At 68.1% G+C, this 20,122-nt stretch carries 11 protein-coding genes; 10 read left to right on the forward strand and 1 reads right to left on the reverse strand.

The window, feature by feature from the left end; translation table 11 throughout:
• The first annotated feature begins 115 nt into the window (after positions 1-115).
• The 6 genes from MRBLMI13_RS10725 to MRBLMI13_RS10750 all read left to right on the forward strand — a co-directional run bounded on the left by MRBLMI13_RS10725 (position 116) and on the right by MRBLMI13_RS10750 (position 13,530).
• Positions 116-1,414, forward strand: coding sequence for an MFS transporter (locus tag MRBLMI13_RS10725; protein ID WP_367822412.1), 1,299 nt, complete (start codon positions 116-118; stop codon positions 1,412-1,414).
• Between the two features lie 2 nt (positions 1,415-1,416).
• Entirely contained in the window at positions 1,417-3,177 is a 1,761-nt protein-coding gene (locus tag MRBLMI13_RS10730) for a glycoside hydrolase family 3 protein (protein WP_367822414.1), read from the forward strand.
• Between the two features lie 320 nt (positions 3,178-3,497).
• Positions 3,498-9,182, forward strand: a complete 5,685-nt coding sequence (locus MRBLMI13_RS10735) for a choice-of-anchor G family protein (protein WP_367822416.1) — start codon at positions 3,498-3,500, stop codon at positions 9,180-9,182.
• A gap of 74 nt (positions 9,183-9,256) precedes the next feature.
• The gene (locus MRBLMI13_RS10740) at positions 9,257-10,072 is read left to right on the forward strand and encodes a DUF5819 family protein (protein WP_042537925.1); all 816 of its coding nucleotides are present in this window, start codon (positions 9,257-9,259) and stop codon (positions 10,070-10,072) included.
• On the forward strand, positions 10,069-11,310 hold the full coding sequence (locus tag MRBLMI13_RS10745; protein WP_367822418.1) for an HTTM domain-containing protein: 1,242 nt from the start codon (positions 10,069-10,071) through the stop codon (positions 11,308-11,310). Before MRBLMI13_RS10740 ends, MRBLMI13_RS10745 begins: the two co-directional genes overlap by 4 nt.
• A gap of 150 nt (positions 11,311-11,460) precedes the next feature.
• Complete coding sequence (locus MRBLMI13_RS10750) at positions 11,461-13,530, forward strand: acyl-CoA dehydrogenase (RefSeq protein WP_042537923.1); 2,070 nt, start codon at positions 11,461-11,463, stop codon at positions 13,528-13,530.
• Between the two features lie 93 nt (positions 13,531-13,623).
• Here the strand turns inward: MRBLMI13_RS10750 and MRBLMI13_RS10755 are convergent, their stop codons facing one another.
• Positions 13,624-14,652, reverse strand: coding sequence for a hypothetical protein (locus MRBLMI13_RS10755; RefSeq protein ID WP_367822421.1), 1,029 nt, complete (start codon positions 14,650-14,652; stop codon positions 13,624-13,626).
• A gap of 126 nt (positions 14,653-14,778) precedes the next feature.
• Here MRBLMI13_RS10755 and MRBLMI13_RS10760 point away from each other — a divergent pair, with 126 nt between their 5' ends.
• The 4 genes from MRBLMI13_RS10760 (at position 14,779) to MRBLMI13_RS10775 (ending at position 20,092) form a co-directional block, all read left to right on the forward strand.
• Positions 14,779-15,825, forward strand: coding sequence for an NAD(P)-dependent alcohol dehydrogenase (locus tag MRBLMI13_RS10760; RefSeq protein WP_367822423.1), 1,047 nt, complete (start codon positions 14,779-14,781; stop codon positions 15,823-15,825).
• A gap of 800 nt (positions 15,826-16,625) precedes the next feature.
• Positions 16,626-18,410: a DUF222 domain-containing protein gene (locus MRBLMI13_RS10765; protein ID WP_367822425.1), complete on the forward strand. Its 1,785-nt coding sequence runs from the start codon at positions 16,626-16,628 to the stop codon at positions 18,408-18,410.
• 361 nt (positions 18,411-18,771) lie between these two features.
• On the forward strand, positions 18,772-19,440 hold the full coding sequence (locus MRBLMI13_RS10770; RefSeq protein WP_367822427.1) for a GntR family transcriptional regulator: 669 nt from the start codon (positions 18,772-18,774) through the stop codon (positions 19,438-19,440).
• 85 nt (positions 19,441-19,525) lie between these two features.
• Entirely contained in the window at positions 19,526-20,092 is a 567-nt protein-coding gene (locus MRBLMI13_RS10775) for a DNA-3-methyladenine glycosylase I (protein WP_042542223.1), read from the forward strand.
• The last annotated feature ends 30 nt before the right edge of the window (positions 20,093-20,122 follow it).

Raw genomic sequence — 20,122 nt, forward strand, 5'->3', positions numbered from 1 at the left:
TTCTCTCTCATTACCAGTCGGTAGAAATTCACTTACCAAACGGTCGAGATTCGTGTATCGTCTTCCTCACGTCCGGTCGCAGATGACCGACGAACCTTGCCCGAAAGGATCCCCCGTGACAGAGCTGTCATCGGCCGCGACTGCGGCTGCCGTCGGTACCACCGGCTTCAAAGTCCCCGGCACCACGCCGCTGAAGACGCCCCGCGGATATACGCCCGGACTCGCCGCCGTGAACTTCGGCGTCTACCTGGCGCTTCTCACCCCCGTGATGGTGTCGATGGCGTTCAAGATCCAGCGCCTCGACCCCACGAACACCGAGGCGAGCCTCGGCCTCGTGATGGGCGTCGGCGCTGCATTCGCGCTCATCGCGAACCCGCTGGTGGGGCGTCTCTCCGACCGCACGACCTCGAAGTGGGGCATGCGCCGCCCCTGGATCCTCGGCGGAGCGATCGTCGGTCTCGGCGGCTTCGCGATCATCGGCGCCGCGACCTCGGTGCTCGTCGTGCTGCTGGCCTGGTGCCTCGTGCAGGCGTCGATGAACGCGGTGCTCGCTGCAGCCAACGCCACGCTGCCCGACCAGGTGCCGGTCTCGAGCCGCGGCAAGGTCTCGGGCATCATCGGCATCACGACACCCATCGGCATCCTCGCCGGCAGCTTCATCGTGAACTTCCTCCCCGGTGACTTCGAGCGGTTCTTCGTCCCCGGTGCGATCGCGCTGATCCTGGTCGTCGTGTTCGTGCTCACGCTGAAGGATCGTCGACTCACCGAGAAGCCGGCCACACGCTTCACTGTCGGCATGTTCTTCGGCTCGTTCGTGTTCAACCCCCGCAAGCACCCGGACTTCGGCTGGACCTGGCTGACCAAGTTCTTCGTCATGTTCGGCTACGCGGGCATCGCCACCTTCCTTCCCCTGTACCTCGTCAACAAGTTCGAGCTCGACGAGCAGGGGGCGGTCGGCACGATCCTCATCGCGAACCTCGCGTCGATGGCGGCGATGGCCATCTCCGCCCCGCTCGGAGGGTTCCTGTCCGACAGGATCGGCAAGCGGCGACCGTTCGTCGCGATCGCCGGAGTGATCATGGTCGTCGGCCTCGTGATCCTGGCCCTGGCACCCTCGATCCCGGTCGTGATCGTCGCGCAGGCCATCATCGGCCTGGGTGCCGGCTCGTTCCTGTCGGTCGACCTCGCCCTCGCCACCGAGGTGCTGCCGAATCCCGACGATGTCGCCAAGGACCTCGGCGTGCTGAACATCGCGAACGCTCTTCCGCAGTCGATCGCTCCCGCCATCGCGCCGAGCATCATCGCTCTCGGGGCGGCGACCCCGCTCGGCGGCTACACCACCTGGTATCTGTTCGGGGCGCTCGTCGCGCTCGCCGGCGCCGTTCTCGTCTACCGCATCAAGGGAGTCAAGTGACCATGACGAACACCGATGTCATCACCGCGCGACCATGGCTCGACACGAGTCTGGCGATCGATGAGCGCGTGCAGCTGCTCCTCGATGAGATGACCATCGTGGAGAAGGCCGGGCTGTTCTTCCACACGATGATCGCGATCGGCGACCTCGACGAGGCGAACCCGATCTTCGGCACCCCGAGCGCGCGCGAGTTCGTCGAGGTCAAGAACATGACGCACTTCAATCTGCTGGGTGCCGCGCCCACCGGGCGCGAGATCGCGGCGTGGCAGAACGAGCTGCAGCGGCTCGCCGCATCGACGAGGCTCGGCATCCCGGTCACTCTGTCGACCGACCCGCGGCATTCGTTCAGCGAGAACCCCGGGGCATCGATCCTCGCAGGGCCGTTCTCGCAGTGGCCGGAGACGCTCGGTCTCGCAGCTACTCGAGACCCTGAGCTGGTGGAGCGTTTCGCTGATATCGCTCGACAGGAATATACGGCCGTCGGTCTGCGTGTGGCGCTCCATCCGCAGGTCGATCTCGCCACCGAACCACGGTGGGCACGGCAGACCGCGACCTTCGGGGAGGACCCTGAACTGACAGGCATTCTCGGAGCGGCATATATCCGCGGATTCCAAGGCGACTCCTTCGGCCCCGGATCCGTGTCGACGATGACGAAGCACTTCCCGGGAGGCGGGCCGCAACTCGACGGGGAGGATCCGCATTTCCCCTACGGCCGTGAGCAGGTCTACCCGGGCGGCGAGTTCGAGCTGCACCTCAAGCCCTTCGAAGACGCCCTCGCCGCGGGCACCCGACAGATGATGCCGTACTACGGCATGCCCGTGGGAACCGAATACGAAGAGGTCGGCTTCGGCTTCAACAGATCGGTCATCACGGGCCTGCTGCGCGAGCGCTTCGGGTTCGACGGGCTCGTCTGCACCGACTGGGGACTGATCAACGACGCCGAGATCTTCGGGCAGCCGTTCCCCGCTCGCGCGTGGGGCGTCGAAGACCTGACGCCGCGCGAGCGCATGCTCAAGGTGCTCGATGCCGGCGTCGATCAGTTCGGCGGCGAGGACTGCCCGGAGCTGCTGCTCGAGCTCCTCGCCGACGGCTCTGTCTCGGAGGACAGACTCGATGTCTCGGCACGACGGATCCTGCGGGAGAAGTTCGAGCTCGGGCTCTTCGAGGACCCGTTCGTCGACGAGGATGCGGCCGATGAGATCGTCGGCCGCGCAGAGTTCCGTGCCGCCGGAGAGGCGGCCCAACGAGCGTCCGTCACCGTGCTGACGAACGACGGCGCGCTGCCGTTCGCCACCGGGCTCAAGCTCTACGTCGAAGGGATCGACGCCGAGGTCGCGGCGGCCTACGGCGAGGTCGTCGCGACGCCGGACGAGGCCGATCTCGCGGTCATCCGTCTGCAGGCACCGTTCGAGCAGCGCGACACCACCTTCGAGAACTTCTTCCACGCGGGCTCGCTCGAGTTCCCCGACGAGGTGCTCGATGACGTGCGTGCGATCGCGGGTGCCGTGCCGACCGTGGTCGACGTGCTCGCCGATCGTCCGCCGATCCTCCAGCCGATCACGGATGCCGCGGCTGCCGTCACCGTCAACTGGGGCGTCTCCGCGGCCGCGCTGCTCGACGTGCTGAGTGGCGTCGCCAGCGCGCAGGGCAGGCTGCCGTTCGACCTGCCGAGGTCGATGGCGGCGGTCGTCGCCTCGCGTCCGGACGTGCCCTTCGACACCGCAGATCCGCTCTTCCGATTCGGTCACGGGCTCACGCTCTAGCACTCGCCCGCTCCTCTGAGACCGCCCCGCAGGCATCGACCTGCGGGGCGGTCTTCGTCGTTCCGAGGGCTCGCGGCTGCGTGCTGTCGGGATGACCTTTCGTCCGTCGAAACGTGAGGGGCGCGATCAACCTGCCGATCGGTTGCGTTCGGACGTGCACAAACGTCTCGTCTTATGACGTTGAGCGAATGAAGTCTGGACGTTCGCTGGACTTAACATTCGAAATCCCGCAATACTGTCTGGACATGCGCTCGGTCGACACCTGTCGACGCCTGGGGAGGGCCTTGTGACGCGGAACATCTGCATCACGGGAGAGGCGAATGAGAATCATCGAGGGGAAGACTCTGCGGCGACGCAGAGCGATCGGGGGAGGCATCGCCGGCGTCACCGTCGGAGCGGTGGTCCTCGCGGGTGCGTTGGTGCCGACAGCGGCGAACGCGCTCGACGACGCGAATCCGAACGATCCGTCGGTAGCGCAGGGGCAGATCGTCCAGTTGCCCGCCGATCTGCTCGGCGGACTCGACGTCGCCGCGCTCGGTCACACGATCACCAGCAACCCCGCCGCGGCGGGGCCGGAGCTCGGCGGTCTCGATCTGGATCTGCTCGAGGCGCTCAGCATCGACGTCGGCACGCTCAACGTGCCGCTGCTGACCGACGGCACGACGCCCGGACTGCTGCAGCTCGGCGATCTGGGAGGCGCGCAGAGCTTCAGCTCCTCGCCGACTCAGACGCAGTCGATCGCATCGGCGGGCGCCATCACCTCCGGTGGTGCGATCGACGCCGGGGCCATCGACGGAAGCGTGAACCCGGGAACTCTCGAGCTGACAGACCTCTTCGACCAGCTGAACGTCGCCGGTCTCACCGATGCGGTGCTCGACGAGGCGTCGATCGGCATCGGAGCCCTCGCATCGCGAGCCGAGTCGACCACGGGCGTGGCCGCCTCGGAGTACCGCGTCGCGGGCCTGAACCTCGATCTGCACAGCAACCTGGTCGCGGGTCTCGCGACCACACTGGGCTCGGCCATCCAGGGCACGGTGACCCCCGTGAGCGACCTCACCGGTCCCGGTGGAGCACTCACGGGTCTCGTCACGACGCTCGTGAACACGATCAACGCGATTCCGGACGTGCCCCTCGTCGCCGCCTTCGAGGCGACGGGAGGGACGGTCGAGATCGCCGGTATCGACACGGTCGGCGCCACCGTCGTCGCCGAGCTGCTCACCGAGCCGCTCGAGAACACCACCGGCTCGGTGCTCGTCGATCTGACGGACGGGACGATCTCTGTCGATCTCGCCCAGATCCTCGTCGAGACGGGCGCCGGCGCCGATCTCAACTCGCTCCCGGCGAACACCCCGGTGCTGTCCGGAGCCACGATCGCAGCGATCCAGCAGGGCGTCACCTCGGCGCTCACCGGAACGCATCCGAACAGCCTCAACGGCAAGGTCTCCACGATCCTCGACTCCACGCTGGACTCGCTCGCAGTGACGGTCACGGTCGGGGTGGATCTCACCAACCCGCTCACCGGTCTCGACCTGCTGTCAGGCGACGTGACGGTCGCCGGCAGCCTCGCCCAGTTCGCGGGCACGGCCACACCGGTGCCCGCCGTCACCACCGACATCTCCCTCGCGGGACTCAACATCGGGTTGCTGCTGAATCCGGTGGTGAGCGCTGTCACGACGGCGGTCGCCACGACGACCGGACCGCTGGTGAATACGGCACTGACCAGCGTCATCCCGCTCGTCCAGCCGGCCCTCGCTGCGGTGACCGGCCCTGTGCTCGCGACGCTCGACCCCGTGCTGCAGGGCGTTCTGTCGCAGGTCGCGACCATCACGATCAACGAGCAGTCAGAGCCCGGAGACATCCCGGGTGACAGCTTCACCGTGCGAGCACTCGCGATCGATCTGCTGCCGGCCGTGGGCGGAGGAGTCGAACTCGACTTCGCATCGTCGACGGTGAAGGCGGCGGTCGCCGCCGTCGCCGCGATCGACGCGGCCGACACTGTTCAGGCGGGCACGAGCCTTCCTGTCACCGGCTCCGGCTGGCCGGCGAACACCGATGTCTCGGTGCAGGTCACGAGCGCAGGGGGCACGCCGGTCAATGACCCCGTGACCCTGACGACCGATGCGTCGGGCAATCTCACCGGGGGCGTCTTCATCCCCGCGTCGACGGCGCCCGGCACCGGATACATCGTGACGGCCACCGACGGCACCAGCACCGCGACGGACACGACCGAGGTCACGGCCGCTGCCGCGATCGACGCCGCACCTGCAGTGCAGGACGGCACGAACCTCGGCATCTCGGGAACGAACTGGCCGGGAAGCACCCAGATCTCGCTGCAGCTGACCGCGCCCGGTGGCGGCGCTAACGTCGGCGGCCCCGAGCTCGTCACCACCGACCCGTCTGGCGCGTTCACCTTCGATTACCCGGTGCCGGACGGCACCCCTGCCGGAACCGGCTACACCGTCACCGCGACGGCCGGCACGCAGACGGCGACGGACACGACCGAGGTCACGAATGCTCCGGTCGCGTCGATCGATGCGGCCGCGGTCGTTCAGGCCGGGACCGATCTCGCCGTCTCCGGCGCCAACTGGCCGGCGAACACCGAGATCTCGGTGCAGCTGACCGCCCCTGGCGGAGGCGCGGATGTCGGTGGCCCTGAAACGGTCACCACGAACGGCGACGGCGAGTTCACCCTCGCATATCCGGTGCCCGCCTCGGCGGTGCCGGGAACGGCGTACACGGTCACCGCGACCGACGGAACCGACACGGCGATCGACACGACCGAGGTGACGGCCGCTGCTGTGGTCGACGCCCCGGCGACGGTGCAGGCAGGCACTAGCCTTCCCCTCACCGGTGCCAACTGGCCGGCGAACACCGTCATCGAGGTGCAGCTCACCGACCCCGATGGCGCTGACGTCGGCGGTCCTGAGACGGTCACGACCGACGGAGACGGCGGGTTCACGCTGAACTACCCGGTTCCCGCATCGGCCACACCGGGCACGGGCTACACGGTCACCGCGACCGTGGGCGCACAGACGGCGACCGACACGACCGAGGTGACCGCTGCTGCAGCGGTCGATGCCGCGGCGACGGTGCAGGCAGGCACGAGCCTTCCCGTCACCGGCACCGGCTGGCCTGCGAACACCGAGGTCTCGGTGGTGCTGACGGCACCGGGTGGCGGAACGACCGTCGGCGCTCCTGCGACGGTCACCACCGATGCGTCCGGCGGGTTCACGCTGGACTACCCGGTTCCCGCTTCGGCGGCTCCGGGTGCGGGCTACACGGTCACCGCGACGGTCGGCGCCCAGACGGCGACGGACACGACGGCTGTGACCGCGGCGGCGACCGTCGACGCGGCGGCAACCGTCGAGGCGGGCACCGACCTCGCCGTCTCCGGCGCCGACTGGCCGGCCGATACCGAGGTCACCGTGCAGCTGACGGCCCCGGGCGGCGCGCTCATCGGCACACCGCAGACGGTGACGACCGGCGCTCTCGGCGGCTTCGCGATCGACTATCCGGTGCCGGCGGGAACCCCCGCAGGCACGGGCTACACGGTCACCGCGAGCGCGGGTGCCCAGACGGCGACCGACACGACCGAGGTGACGGCGGCTCCTGTCGTCGTCGACGCGGCCGCATCGGTTCCGGCCGGCACCAACCTCGCCGTCACCGGCTCCGGCTGGCCCGTGAACTCCACGGTGTCGCTGCAGCTCACCGCACCCGGTGGGGGAGCGGACGTCGGAGGTCCCGTGACCGCGACCACCGACGAGTTCGGTGCGTTCACGGAGAACTATCCGGTCCCGGGTGATGCCGAACCCGCTGCGGGCTACCTGCTCACCGCGACATCCGGTGCGTTCAGCGACACGGACACCACCGAGGTGACCGCGGGCGACCCGGGTGACGTCAACACCAACGCCGCCGCATCGGCGTCGGCGTCGGCTGACGCCACCGCAGACGGCGACCCGTCGGCACAGGCAGCGGCCGAGGCCGCCGCTCTCGCCGACGCGACGTCGGCGGCATCGGCAGCGGCGACGTCCGACGCCACCTCCGCGGCAGATGCTGCGGCGACGCCCGACGCATCGTCGACCGCGACCACCGATGTCACCTCGACGGCCAACGCCTCTGCTGCGGTGGCCGCACAGGCGGCGGCCCAGGCCGACGCGTCGGATGACGTGAACGCGGATGCCTCGACGGCGGCGGAGTCGAACTCGGCGGCCTCTTCCGAAGCGGCGGCGACGACCGACTCGTCGACCGACGCCTCTTCTGAGGCCTCGGCGAACACGAACGCGGCGGCTTCGGCATCCGCTTCGGCGAACGCCGACGCCTCGACCGATGCGATCGCTGAAGCATCCGCACAGGCTGCGGCCTTCGCGGACGCCACTGCGGAGGGATCGGCTGCGGCTGACCCGGCAGCCGAGGCTGCGGCGGAATCGGCGGCGACGGCGACGGCGACGGCGACGGCGACGTCGTCGACGGCCGCGACGGCCGACGCGACCTCGGAGGCGAACGCCGGATCGGCGATCGCGGCTCAGGCCGCGGCGCTGGCCGACGCGACGACGGACACCGCGGCTGAGGCCTCGGCCACGGCGGACGCTTCGACGAGCGCGGCATCGAACGCGAGCGCGGCGGCGATCGCCAGTGCTTCGACCGATGCCTCCTCCGACGCGGTCGCCACGGCTGACGCGTCTGCGGCGGCGGATCCGACGGCGGAGGCCGACACCAACGCCTCGGCATCTGCGGCGGCATCCGCGCAGGCGGATGACGACAGCAACGCTGCGGCGCAGGCGGCGGCGGTCGCTGCGGCGCTGGCCGACGCCACGAGCTCGGCTTCGGCGGCGGCTGACGTGACGGCTGATGCGGCGGCTTCGGCGGCGGCCACGGACGACGCATCCACGGATGCCTCGACCACGGCCACCACGGACGCCAACGCGTCTGCCGCTGCTGCTGCGGCGGCTCAGGCGGCGGCGCAGAACGACGCGACGTCGACGAGTGCGGCTGACGCCTCGGCCTCGGCCGATGCCGACCCGAACGCGTCGGCGGCCGCGGCTGCCAACGCCACCTCGTCGGCCACGGCCTCTGCGACGGCTGCGGCTGATGCCTCCGCCTCGGCTGACGCGTCTGCGGCGGCGGATCCGACGGCGGAGGCCGACACCAACGCCTCGGCATCCGCTGCGGCATCCGCGCAGGCGGATGACGACAGCAACGCTGCGGCGCAGGCGGCGGCGGTCGCTGCGGCGCTGGCCGACGCGACGAGCTCGGCTTCGGCGGCGGCTGACGTGACGGCTGATGCGGCGGCGTCGGCGGCGGCCACGGACGACGCATCCACGGATGCCTCGACCACGGCTACCACGGACGCCAACGCGTCTGCCGCTGCTGCTGCGGCGGCTCAGGCGACGGCGCAGAACGACGCGACCTCGACGAGTGCGGCTGACGCCTCGGCCTCGGCCGGTGCCGACCCGAACGCGTCGGCGGCCGCGGCTGCCAACGCCTCGTCGTCGGCCACGGCGTCCGCGTCGGCTGCGGCGGACGTCTCCGCCACGGCAGACGCGTCTGCGGCGGCGGATCCGACGGCTGAGGCCTCGGCCTCTGCTGATGCGGATGCTGATGCAGACCCGACGGGCAAGATCGCCATCACGATCGAGAACCCGGTTCTCGAGCGCGGCGAGAAGCAGACGGCGGTCGGCACCGGGTTCAAGCCCGGCGAGTCCGTCACCGGAGTGATGACCTCCGAGCCGATCGCACTGGGGACCAAGGTCGCCGATGCGCAGGGCACGGTCACCTTCACCTGGACCATTCCGTCCGGCACCGACCTCGGAACCCATGCAGTGACCCTGACCGGAGCGACCTCCGGCAGCGTCTCGGCCTCGTTCCAGGTCGTGGCGTCCGGCCTCGCCACCACCGGTGGTGAGATCCAGGGCGGGTGGATCGCGCTGGCGGCGCTGCTGCTGATGCTCGGGCTCGGGATGACGAGGGTCGCGCGTTCCCGACGGCCGCTCGCCCAGACGGAGTAACGCAGTGCAGGAACGCTGAGAGGTCGGGGCCGTCGCTGCGGCGGCCCCGACCTGCAGCGGTGAGAAGGATGTGGATGAGCACGATGACTGAGACCTCACCGGAAGTGCAGGATGCGGCGACTGCCGTGGCCGCCCCGCGACCGCGCCCGACCTGGTGGGTGAAGCTCATCGCATTCGCCGCCTGTCTGCTGACCCTGTGGCATGTGGGTGCGTCGTTCCTCTGGATCGCACCGTATTCGGCACTGCGAGAGATCCCCACTCAGGAGGTACTCGCCGGGTACATGCTGCCCATGTTCGGTCAGTCGTGGAGCGTCTTCGCTCCCGAGCCGATCAACGGCGACTACCACTTCAACGTCCGCGCCGTCATAGAGAAGGACGGCCAGGAGATCGAGACCGGCTGGGTGAGCGCCACCGACGTCGAGCTCTCGATGATCCGCTACAACCTGTTCCCGCCTCGCGCCGGCATCCAGTCGAGTGAGGTCGCGAGCGGCCAGATGAACGCGTTCAACAAGCTGGACGACGATCAGAAGGCCGTCGTGGGACTCGACTTCACCGAGGAGGGCTGGGAGGAGTGGATGGTGCGCTCCTTCGATGAGCTCGAGGGCGAGAAGCCGTCGACCGAGGCGTACATGGCCGAGGAGCACCTGTCGACCGCCTATGCCACTCAGGTGGCCTATGCGATCTGGGGTGCCGATGCAGTCGTCCAGGTCCAGTACCGCGTGAGTCGCCAGAACGTCGTCCCCTATGCCGACCGGAACGATCCGAGCGCGCAGCGCCCCGATCCCACGTTCTCGACCACCGGGTGGCGGCTGCCTATAGAAGAGGAGGGGCAGAGTCGCGAGAACTTCGCCGACACCTTCCGTGCCCAGTTCGAGAGGATCCAGCCGTGAGCGCGCCGATCAGGACCGCGCCCAAGGGAGACGCGAAGAAGAAGAAGGATGCCGGGGGTCAGACCTCCCGCTCGACGGTGACAGCGCCGGCGCCGGCATCCGCACCTCCGGCGCCTGCTCCGTCGGTCTCGCCTGCTCCTTCTCCCTCTCCGACACCACAGCCGCAGCTGCAGCCGCCCCGTTCCTTCGTGACACGTCTGCTGAGCTTCGTCGCGTCGATGATCGGCGGGCTGTGGTCGATGGTCCTCTCGGCGATCGACCGGATCTCTGCGTTCGTGGGGGACTGGCTCTTCAACGGCAAGAAGGCCCTCTACGGCCTGGCGGTCACCCGCATCCTCTTCGGCATCACGGCGATCGGCCTGCTCGCGTCGAACTTCGGCACACGTCTCTATACGTTCGGCTCGGGGTCGGCGTGGAACGGCGAGCTCGCCGAACCCGTCAGCGAGTTCCCGAAGATCTGGATCTTCAGCGCGTTCCATGCGGCGATGGGAAATGACGTCCTCTATACCGCTCTCTATCTGCTGCTCGGCGTGCTGGCCGTGCTGTTCGTGCTGGGCTGGCGCTTCCGGATCGTCCTGCCGGTGTTCTTCTGCCTCTGGGTGGGGTTCATCGAAGCCAACGACATGGTGGGAGACCAGGGCGACAACATGTTCCGCATCGCCCTGCTGCTGCTGTTCTTCGCAGACCCCGCGGCTCGGTGGTCGCTCGACGCCAGACGTCGTGCGAAGAACGGCGAGTGGTTCGCTCCGGGGAGCCAGCCGGCTCTTCTGGGCACCGTCTTCCACAATCTGGCCCTCGTGGCGCTCACCGCCCAGGTGTGCTTCGTCTACGCCTCCGGCGCTCTGTACAAAGCCGGCGGTGCGCCCTGGGAAGAGGGCTACGCGGTGTACAACCCGCTGCAGACCGCCCGGTTCGGCACGTGGCCGGTTCTGAGCGACCTCGTCACGACGTGGGGGCCGATGGTCGTCGCCGCGACCTGGGGATCGATCATCCTGCAGGTGGCGTTCCCACTGATGCTGCTCACGCGGCCGACGCGTCTCATCGGCCTCGTCGGCATCCTCTCGTTCCACATCGGCATCGGCGTGCTGATGGGATTGCCCTGGTTCTCGCTCACGATGATCGCGATCGACTCGATCTTCATCCGTGATCGGACCTGGGCGCGTCTGAGCTCCGGCACGAGACGGCGGTGGGAGCAGGCGCAGACGGCCCCGCCCCGGCCGTCAGGCGTGGAGGCCTGAGGTCGCGGTCTCGCGCGGACTGTGGTCTGACGACAATCCGTCGGGGCGATGTGCCCGCAGGCAGTTGGAGGATGCGTACACAGCAGTTCGCTCCTGGTTGTGGCACACCTACCATGGGCGTATCACTACTTCCCTCTGAGAGGAACGCTCATGGTCGACGCCGCCGTCCGTCCGAAGACGACTCGCCCCCACACCGACAACGCAGACGCGAACCTGCGGATCGACGTCGCTCGGGTCACCGACCTGCTGATGGGCACGTGGGCTGACACCCGCCGTGAGGCGCGCGAGATGATCAAGGACTCGGCGTTCTGGCGCAAGGACGAACTGGGCAAGGACGAGCACCGCGAGCGCGTGCTCAGCCAGCTGCACCTGCTCGTCGACAACAAGGCCGTGCACCGCGCGTTCCCGAAGTCGCTGGGCGGCGAAGAGAACAACGGCGGGAACATCGCCGGCTTCGAGGAGCTCGTCGTCGCCGATCCGAGCCTGCAGATCAAATCGGGTGTGCAATGGGGGCTGTTCGGCTCAGCGATCCTGCAGCTGGGCACGACCGAGCACCACGAGAAGTGGCTGCCGGGAGTCATGGATCTCTCGATCCCCGGCGCCTTCGCGATGACCGAGATCGGGCACGGGTCAGACGTCGCCGCAGTCGGCACGACCGCGACGTACGACCCCGCGACGGAGGAGTTCGTCATCAACACGCCGTTCCGCGGCGCGACGAAGGAGTACCTCGGCAACGCCGCACTGCACGGCGTCGCGGCGACGGTGTTCGCCCAGCTGATCACGAACGGCGTCAACCACGGGGTGCACTGCTTCTACGTGCCGCTGCGCGGCGATGACGGCATCGACCTGCCGGGCATCGGACGAGAGGACGACGGGCTCAAGGGCGGACTGAACGGCATCGACAACGGCCGTCTGAGCTTCGATCACGTGCGCGTCCCCCGCACCAATCTGCTCAACAAGTACGGCGACGTCGCGGTCGACGGCACGTACTCGAGCGCGATCGACAGCCCCGGCCGTCGCTTCTTCACGATGCTCGGCACGCTCGTGCAGGGTCGGGTCTCGCTCGACGGCGCGGCCTGCTGGGCATCCGCTCTGGGGCTCAAGATCGCGATCACATATGCCACGCAGCGCCGTCAGTTCGACGGGGCAGACGGGCAGGAGGTCGTGCTCCTCGACTACGGCAAGCACCAGCGACGCCTCTTCCCGCGGCTTGCGACGACGTATGCGCAGATCTTCGCGCACGACGAGTTCCTGCAGAAGTTCGACGGGGTGTTCTCGGGTCGCACCGACACCCCCGACGACCGCGAGGATCTCGAGACCCTGGCCGCGGCACTCAAGCCGCTGTCGACCTGGCACGCGCTCGACACGCTGCAGGAGGCGCGCGAGGCCTGCGGCGGCGCCGGCTTCATGTTCGAGAACCGCCTCGTGGGTCTTCGGGCCGACCTCGACATCTACGTCACGTTCGAGGGCGACAACAACGTGCTGCTTCAGCTCGTCGGCAAGCGGCTGCTGACCGACTACGCCAAGCAGTTCACCGGCAAGGATGCTGCGGCTCTGGCCAAGTTCGCCGTCGGGATGACCGCGGGCAAGCTCTTCCACGGTGCCGGCCTGCGTCAGTTCGGCCAGTCGGTCGTCGACCTCGGGCAGGTCTCGCGTTCCGTCGAGAACGGCCTGCGCGAAGAGCAGCAGCACCTGCTGCTCGCCGAGCGCGTGCAGCAGATGGTCGCCGACATCGCCGGTCGTCTGCGCCCTGCGGGCAAGGACAAGGTGCTCGGCGCGAAGCTGTTCAACGAGAACCAGGCCGAGCTGATCGAGGCGGCCCGCGCACACGGCGAGCTGCTGCAGTGGGAGGCGTTCACCGATGCCGTCCACCGAGTCGATGACGCTGACACGAAGAAGGTTCTCACCTGGCTGCGCGACCTCTTCGGCCTGCAGCTCATCGAGAAGCACCTCGCGTGGCACCTCATCAACGGACGTCTCTCGACGCAGCGCGCCGCTGCGGTCTCGCGGTACATCGACCGCCTGTGCGCCCGGCTTCGCCCATACGCCCTCGACCTGGTCGATGCGTTCGCATACGAGCCCGAGCACGTCCGAGCGCCCATCGCGTCCGGTGCTGAGCGAGAGCGCCAGGACGAGGCCCGCGAGTACTACGCGGCGCTCGCAGCATCCGGCGATGCACCTGTGCTGGAGAAGACGCTGAAGAAGAACGCCAAGCGCTGACGCGGCTTTCGCAGAGCACGGAACCGGCCGGAATCGTGGGATTCCGGCCGGTTCCCTTCTGTCTGAGCCGCCGTCGTGCGGCGGCTCGGTGAGTTACGGCCCGGGCTGCGGCGGGTACGGCGCAGAGGGCGGCTGCTGACCGGGGACCGGCGGGTACGGATGCTGCATCGGCGCTGGTGGGTACTGCGCCTGTGGATATTGCGCGTGTGGGTATTGCGCGTGCACCGTGGTGTCGGGTGTCGTCGCTCCGGGCGCTCCGGGCGCTCCGGGCGCTCCGGCCGATCGCGCGTGAGCGACGACGCGCAGCAGCACCGCTGTGAAGGTCAGATAGATGAGTCCGGCCGCGGCTCCTCCGCCGTAGAGAAGAAGGCTCGGTGCGACGGTGTTCATGCCTCGCGGCAGCTCGAAGAGCGCAGGCATCACGGCATCGCGGGCCACGACGAGCAGGATGCTGCCGACGAGGAGCACGAGGGCGGGAACGACGAGTGCGAACCGCGACCAGCGGGTCACGGTGATACCGGCGATGACGAGCAGAGCCCCGGCGACGACTGCGAAGCCTGGCCCGGGGCGCACGTCGAACTCGAACCGCTGCAGGGCGAACAGCGTACCCTCGGCGATTCCCCAGGTGATCGACCAGGCGCCCGCAGCGAGCAGCAGTGGGGCGACGATCAGGCCGACCACGCCGAGCGCGGCACCCTTCGGTCGAGGATCCCGGCGGACGAGGGCGAGCACCAGGCCCATCGCCCCGAGCGCGGCGAGCACCACGAGAGGGAGGCCGTATACGAAGCCGTCGACCCACTCCCTGGGTGCGATGCCGTAGATCCATGACAGGGTCACGGGAAAGACGGCGACGATCAGCGGCACGATGCTGAAGATGCCGATGGCGATCAGGCCGGCTGAACTCCACACACCGGTGAGCACGACGAGGATGAGCAGCGCGAGACCGAGGATCTGCAGCAGCACAGGTCCGGTCAGCGACGCGAGGTCGCCGTCGCCGGCGTACGCGAAGAACGTGAGGATCATGGTCTGTCCGCCGACAGACAGCAGGATCAGGGCGATGGGAGTGAGCACGAGAGAGATCACGCTGGTGATCAGTCGAGCGGTCAAGGTCGAGCGGTGCATGGGACTTCCCCTCCGGAGTCGTAGCCCCAACGTATCGATCACACAGGGGTGGCGCACAGGGGTGGCGCACAGGGCGCCGCGAGTAGTGTCGATCTGGCCCACCCGACCCGACCCGAGGAGTCCGAGATGACCCGTGTCAACGCCTACGCCGCACCCAGCGAAGCCGCACCGCTCGAGAAGACCGTCATCGAGCGCCGCGAACTCGGCCCGAACGACATCCTGATCGACATCGCATTCGCCGGAATCTGCCACTCCGACATCCACACCGTGCGCGGTGACTGGGGTCCGCAGAGCTACCCGCTCGCACCGGGCCACGAGATCGCCGGCACCGTCGCCGCCATCGGGGCCGACGTCACGAAGCACTCCGTGGGAGACCGCGTCGGGGTCGGATGTCTCGTGAACTCGTGCGGAGAGTGCCGCAACTGCCAGCGCGGTGACGAGCAGTTCTGCTCCAACGGCGCTGTCTTCACCTACGGCAGCGTCGATCGCGACGGGACCATCACGCAGGGCGGATACTCCGAGCAGGTCGTCGTGACCGAGTCGTTCGCCGTGCGCATCCCCGACGCCCTCGAGCTCGACGTCGCCGCACCCCTTCTCTGCGCGGGGATCACCACGTACTCCCCGCTGCGGCACTGGAACGTCGGCCCTGGCACGCGGGTGGCGGTCGTCGGGCTCGGCGGACTCGGCCACATGGGCGTGCAGATCGCCCACGCGCTCGGCGCCGAGGTGACCGTGCTCTCGCAGACCCTCAGCAAGAAGGACGACGGGCTTCGCCTCGGGGCAGACCACTACTACGCGACGAGCGATCCCGAGACGTTCCGCTCGCTGCGCGGATCGTTCGACGTCATCCTCAACACAGTCAGTGCCGTCGTCGACCTCCGTGCCTACCTCGGTCTGCTGGATGTGGGTGGGTCGATGGTCTGCGTCGGAGCCCCCGCAGAACCGCTCTCGGTCAACGTCTCGTCATTGATCGGCGGACGGCGATCGCTCGCCGGATCGAACATCGGCGGCATCGCTGAGACCCAGGAGATGCTCGACTTCTGCGCCGAGCACGGCATCGCGGCCGAGATCGAGGTCATCTCGGCCGCGCAGATCAACGAGGCTTACGAGCGCGTGCTCGCCTCCGATGTGCGCTACCGCTTCGTGATCGACGCCGCGACCTTCGCGGACTGACGGTCGGAGAGAAGTCCCGGGGTGTTGCACCCCGGGGCTTCTCGCTGTCTCCGGGTGTTCTTTCCGGGGGTGTTCTTCCCGGGGCTTTCTTCTCTGGGGGTCTCCATCCCGCGGGTGCGTGCTCCGAGAGTGTTGTTCCCGGGTTCTCTTCTACCGCGTTCTCGTTCTCTGTTCTCTGTTCTCTGTTCTCTGTTCTCTGTTCTCGTTCTCTGTTCTCCGTCTCTGTCTCTGTTCTCCTTGTCTGTTGTCCGTCTCTGTTCTTCTTCTCTGTTGTCCTTCTCTGTTCTTCTTCTCCTGCTCTTCCCTTTCCTCTTCCCTCTTCTCCGTCTTCCTCTCCTCCGTCTTCCTCTTCTCCGTCTTCCTCTTCTCCGTCTTCCCCTTCTCCGTCTTCCTCTTCTCCGTCTTCCTCTCCTCCGTCTTCCTCTCCTCCGTCTTCCCTTCTCTCTCCTCCGGCTTCTCTTTTCCTTCTGTCCTCTCTGCTCCTCTGCTCTCCTCTCCCCGTCGTCAGGGCGCTCTCACCCTCCGGAGGTCCGTCCTCGCCGGGTATTCGCTGCCTGCCCGGCGCTCTCCTCGTCGTCGGAGTGCTCTCTTCCTCCGGGTGCTCTCCCTTCGAGTCGTGTCTCCGTGTCCATTTCCATGTGTCTCTCCGTCCGTTCTTTCTCGCTCTCGCGCCGCTCCCGTGGCTGTGGTGTGCGCGGCATCGGTGCGCTGTATTGGGAGATCGGAATATGTCTTTGATCTGGGGTAAAAGCGAGCGGTTTCGGGTCTCGAATGTCGGTGGTCCCCGGTTGACTGGGGGTATGAACAGCACCGCGGAGCTTTTGGATCGGGTCGTCGCCGACCTGGATGCGGTGCTGTCCGATGACGCGCTGGCGGGGTTGTCGGATGCGGACCGGGTCGCGGTGTTGCAGGGTGCGGGGGCGGTGTTCCGGCGTGCCGAGGCGGTGATCGTGGAGACGATCGCGACAGGAGATCCGGGCGACTTTCCGCATTCGGCGGGCTGCCGGGGGCTGAATGAGCTGCTGCAGCGGACGGTCGGTGTGGATGTGCGGGGTGCGATCCGGGTCGACAGGGTGGTCGATCTGGTGCGGCGGCCGATGAGTCTGGCGGGGGAGAGGATGCCGGCGCGGTGGGCGGAGATGCGGCTCGCGCTGTTGGACGGGGTGGTCGGGGTCGCGGGGTTTCTGGCGGCGACGGGTCCGATCGAGAAGGTGTGGGATCGGCTCACGGTCGATCAGCGGTTGGCGGCGGATGTTGCGTTGGCGGGGTGCGCCCGCGGCCACGGCCTCGAGGCGGGGCCCGGCGACGACTCGACCGGGGACGACGCGGACGTGGATGAGCATGCGGCGGGTCCGTCTCCGACGGTGCAGGATCTGAAGGCTCTGGCGGAGGATCTCGCGTCGATGTTCGATCCGGATGGTGAGGAACCGAAAGACGAGGACGCGCGGCGTCGTCGGGGGATCACGATCGGCCGGGTGAAGGACGGCATGCACGCAATCCGCGGCTACCTGACCCCGGACGCCGCCGCCCAGTTGCAGCTCATCCTGGACGCGATCCTCAACCCCAAGGGCGACGGACCGCCGATGCCGGGGGTGTTCTTCGCCCCGAGCGGGGGCTCCGGTGAGGACACCGATTCTTCGGACGCCGATTCTCGCGGTACCGACTCTCACGATCCCGACTCTCACGATCCCGACTCTCACGATCCCGACTCTCGCTATACCGACTCTCGCTATACCGAGTTTTGGGATCCCGACTCTCGCGACGCCGACTCTTCGTCTGCTGGTGCTGGTGCTGGTGCTGGTGCTGGTGCCGGTTCTGGCGTCGACGCTGACGTCGATAGGGGGCGCGATCCGGAGGAGACCGATCCGTTCAACTCCGACCCGCGGTCTGTGCTCGATGACCGCACCGCGGCGCAGAAACGTCACGACGCTCTCGCCGCAGCGCTGGCGATCGCGGCCCGGCACAAGGACATGCCCACCCTCGGTGGGGCATCACCGGTCGTCGTCGTCACGGTCGACGCCAACGACCTCGCCCACCATGCCGCTCATGCCACCGGTGCTGCCTTCGGGGGTGCTGTCTTCAGGAGTGCCGGCTTCGGAGGCGCCGCGTCTGGAGCGCGCGGCAATGGTGGGTGGGCGACGATCCCCGGTTCCGGTGCTCATGTTCCCGTCTCCGTCGCGGCGCAGGTCGCATGCAGCGGGGCGATCCAGCGTGTCCTCATGGACGAGGGCCGCATCATCGGGATCACGACCACGGATCGGATCTTCACCGTGCATCAACGTCGGGCGATCATCGCCCGCGATAAAGAGTGCCTGATCCCCGGATGCCATGTCCCCGCATCATGGTGTGAGATCCACCATGTCACCGAGCACGCCAGGGGCGGCCCGACGCATACGGATAACGGTGTGCCGTTGTGTTGGTGGCATCACCGCTCCCTCGGCACCTCGGGGTGGGAGATCCGGATGAACGACGGCCTCCCGCAGGTCCGCGGCCCGGCATGGTGGGACCCCGACCAGCGCTGGCGCACCCCACGACTCAGCCTGCCGTCACCCGCTCGAGTGCGCCGCACCTCACTTCGCATCTGAGCGCGTTTCGCTCGATGAACTTCGAGTAGAAGCGGTAGAACACGAGCCCGGAACCCATCGGTTGACGCGCGCCGTCACGTGAAACCCTCCCTCGCGTGACACTCACCATCACGTGGCTGTCACCACTGCGTGGCACCCAATACCGAGCACCGAACACCGAGCACCGAACACCGAACACCGAACACCGAGCACCGAGCACTGATCGCCGCACAGCGACCACTGGTTGTCGGCTCTCCACATTCGTATCTGACGTCACAAGGCGTCCTAGAGCCGAGCCCGGCGGGTTGGCTGGTGACTGTCACAGCGCATCCGGCACGATCCCCCCCCCACCGGTGTTCGGCACCATGAGAAAGGCAAGACCATGCCCACGGGCTCCCTCGAGGAACAGCTGAGGCCGCAGCTTCTCAGCGGTCTCGCCTACGAGCGACTGCTCGCCGAGATCGTGAGCGGCCGTCTTCCTCCCGGGCAGCGGCTGCGTCTCGACCTGCTCGCCCATGCCTGGGCTGTGTCGCGCACCCCGGTGCGCGAGGCTCTGCAGAGACTGGTCGACATGCGATTCGTGCAGGTGTCGCCGAGCGCAGGGACCCGCGTCGCAGAATGGTCGTCCGTCGACATGGTCGAGCGCGCTCACGTCGTCGGTCGCCTGATCGTCGAGAAGACGTGCAGCGGCCCGCCCGTGCCGATGCGCGCACAGGCTCCTCGGTTCGCCGAAGGCGCCTGCGAACTGCTCGGATACCTCGAACTCGCCGAACACCTCATCTCGCGGGAACTCGGCCGCCTCGGCACGAGGATCGTCCGCGATCACATCGACCCCCTCCGGCTGTTCGTGGATTCGCAGACCGCGAGTCGTCACGGCGTGGACCTCGAGGCGGATCGCACCTCGCGCCGCGACCTCCTCTCGGGCGCCCTCGACGCCATCGAGCGACAGGATCCCGTCGCGGCCCTTGAAGCACTCGACGCGTTCTCGGCATCCTTCATCGACGCGCTCGGATCCGGAACCGCGCGAACCGCCGCCCAGCCGCAACCGTAGACCCCAGACATCTTCTTCTGAGGGCATGCGAGCGCCGGCGCAGCGATCCCTCCCGGGTGTCCGTGGCGACGGCTAGCGTGGACACATGACGTCACTGATCGCCGGCCCCGACCGACGCGAGCGATGCGGCTGGGTTGGCGACGACCCGGAATACCGCCGGTATCACGACGAAGAGTGGGGCACGCCCCTGCATGGCGACCGGGCGCTGTTCGAGAAGATGGCGCTCGAGGGTTTCCAGGCGGGTCTCTCGTGGATCACCATCCTCCGCAAGCGCCCCCGCTTCCGCGAGGTCTTCGCCGGATTCGTCCCTGAGCTGGTCGCCGAGTTCGATGAGTCCGACGTGGAGCGCCTCATGGCGGATGCGGGGATCATCCGCAACCGGGCGAAGATCGAGGCCACGATCGGCAACGCGCGTATCGTCCGCTCGATGGCAGAGGGCGAGCTCGATGAGCTGATGTGGTCGTTCGCGCCGGCGCCCGGCATCCGACCCGCGTCTTTCGCAGATGTTCCGGCGGTGACGCCGGAGTCGACGGCGATGAGCAAAGAGCTGCGCCGTCGAGGCTTCAGGTTCGTCGGGCCGACCACCATGTACGCCCTGATGCAGTCGGCCGGCATGGTCGACGACCACGTGGTGGGATGCTGGCGCGCCTGACCAGCAGCATCGGCCCAGACCGCCTTCGAG

The sequence above is a fragment of the Microbacterium sp. LMI13-1-1.1 genome, from assembly GCF_040815625.1.
GTDB classification, from domain to species: Bacteria; Actinomycetota; Actinomycetes; order Actinomycetales; family Microbacteriaceae; genus Microbacterium; species Microbacterium forte.

Excerpts from the sequence above, each read along its gene's own strand:
- MRBLMI13_RS10730 (WP_367822414.1), top strand. The coding sequence starts at position 1,417 with ATGACGAACACCGATGTCATCACCGCGCGACCATGGCTCGACACGAGT.
- MRBLMI13_RS10735 (WP_367822416.1), top strand. The coding sequence starts at position 3,498 with ATGAGAATCATCGAGGGGAAGACTCTGCGGCGACGCAGAGCGATCGGG.
- MRBLMI13_RS10740 (WP_042537925.1), top strand. The coding sequence starts at position 9,257 with ATGAGCACGATGACTGAGACCTCACCGGAAGTGCAGGATGCGGCGACT.
- MRBLMI13_RS10750 (WP_042537923.1), top strand. The coding sequence starts at position 11,461 with ATGGTCGACGCCGCCGTCCGTCCGAAGACGACTCGCCCCCACACCGAC.
- MRBLMI13_RS10755 (WP_367822421.1), bottom strand. The coding sequence starts at position 14,652 with ATGCACCGCTCGACCTTGACCGCTCGACTGATCACCAGCGTGATCTCT.
- MRBLMI13_RS10760 (WP_367822423.1), top strand. The coding sequence starts at position 14,779 with ATGACCCGTGTCAACGCCTACGCCGCACCCAGCGAAGCCGCACCGCTC.
- MRBLMI13_RS10765 (WP_367822425.1), top strand. The coding sequence starts at position 16,626 with ATGAACAGCACCGCGGAGCTTTTGGATCGGGTCGTCGCCGACCTGGAT.
- MRBLMI13_RS10770 (WP_367822427.1), top strand. The coding sequence starts at position 18,772 with ATGCCCACGGGCTCCCTCGAGGAACAGCTGAGGCCGCAGCTTCTCAGC.
- MRBLMI13_RS10775 (WP_042542223.1), top strand. The coding sequence starts at position 19,526 with ATGACGTCACTGATCGCCGGCCCCGACCGACGCGAGCGATGCGGCTGG.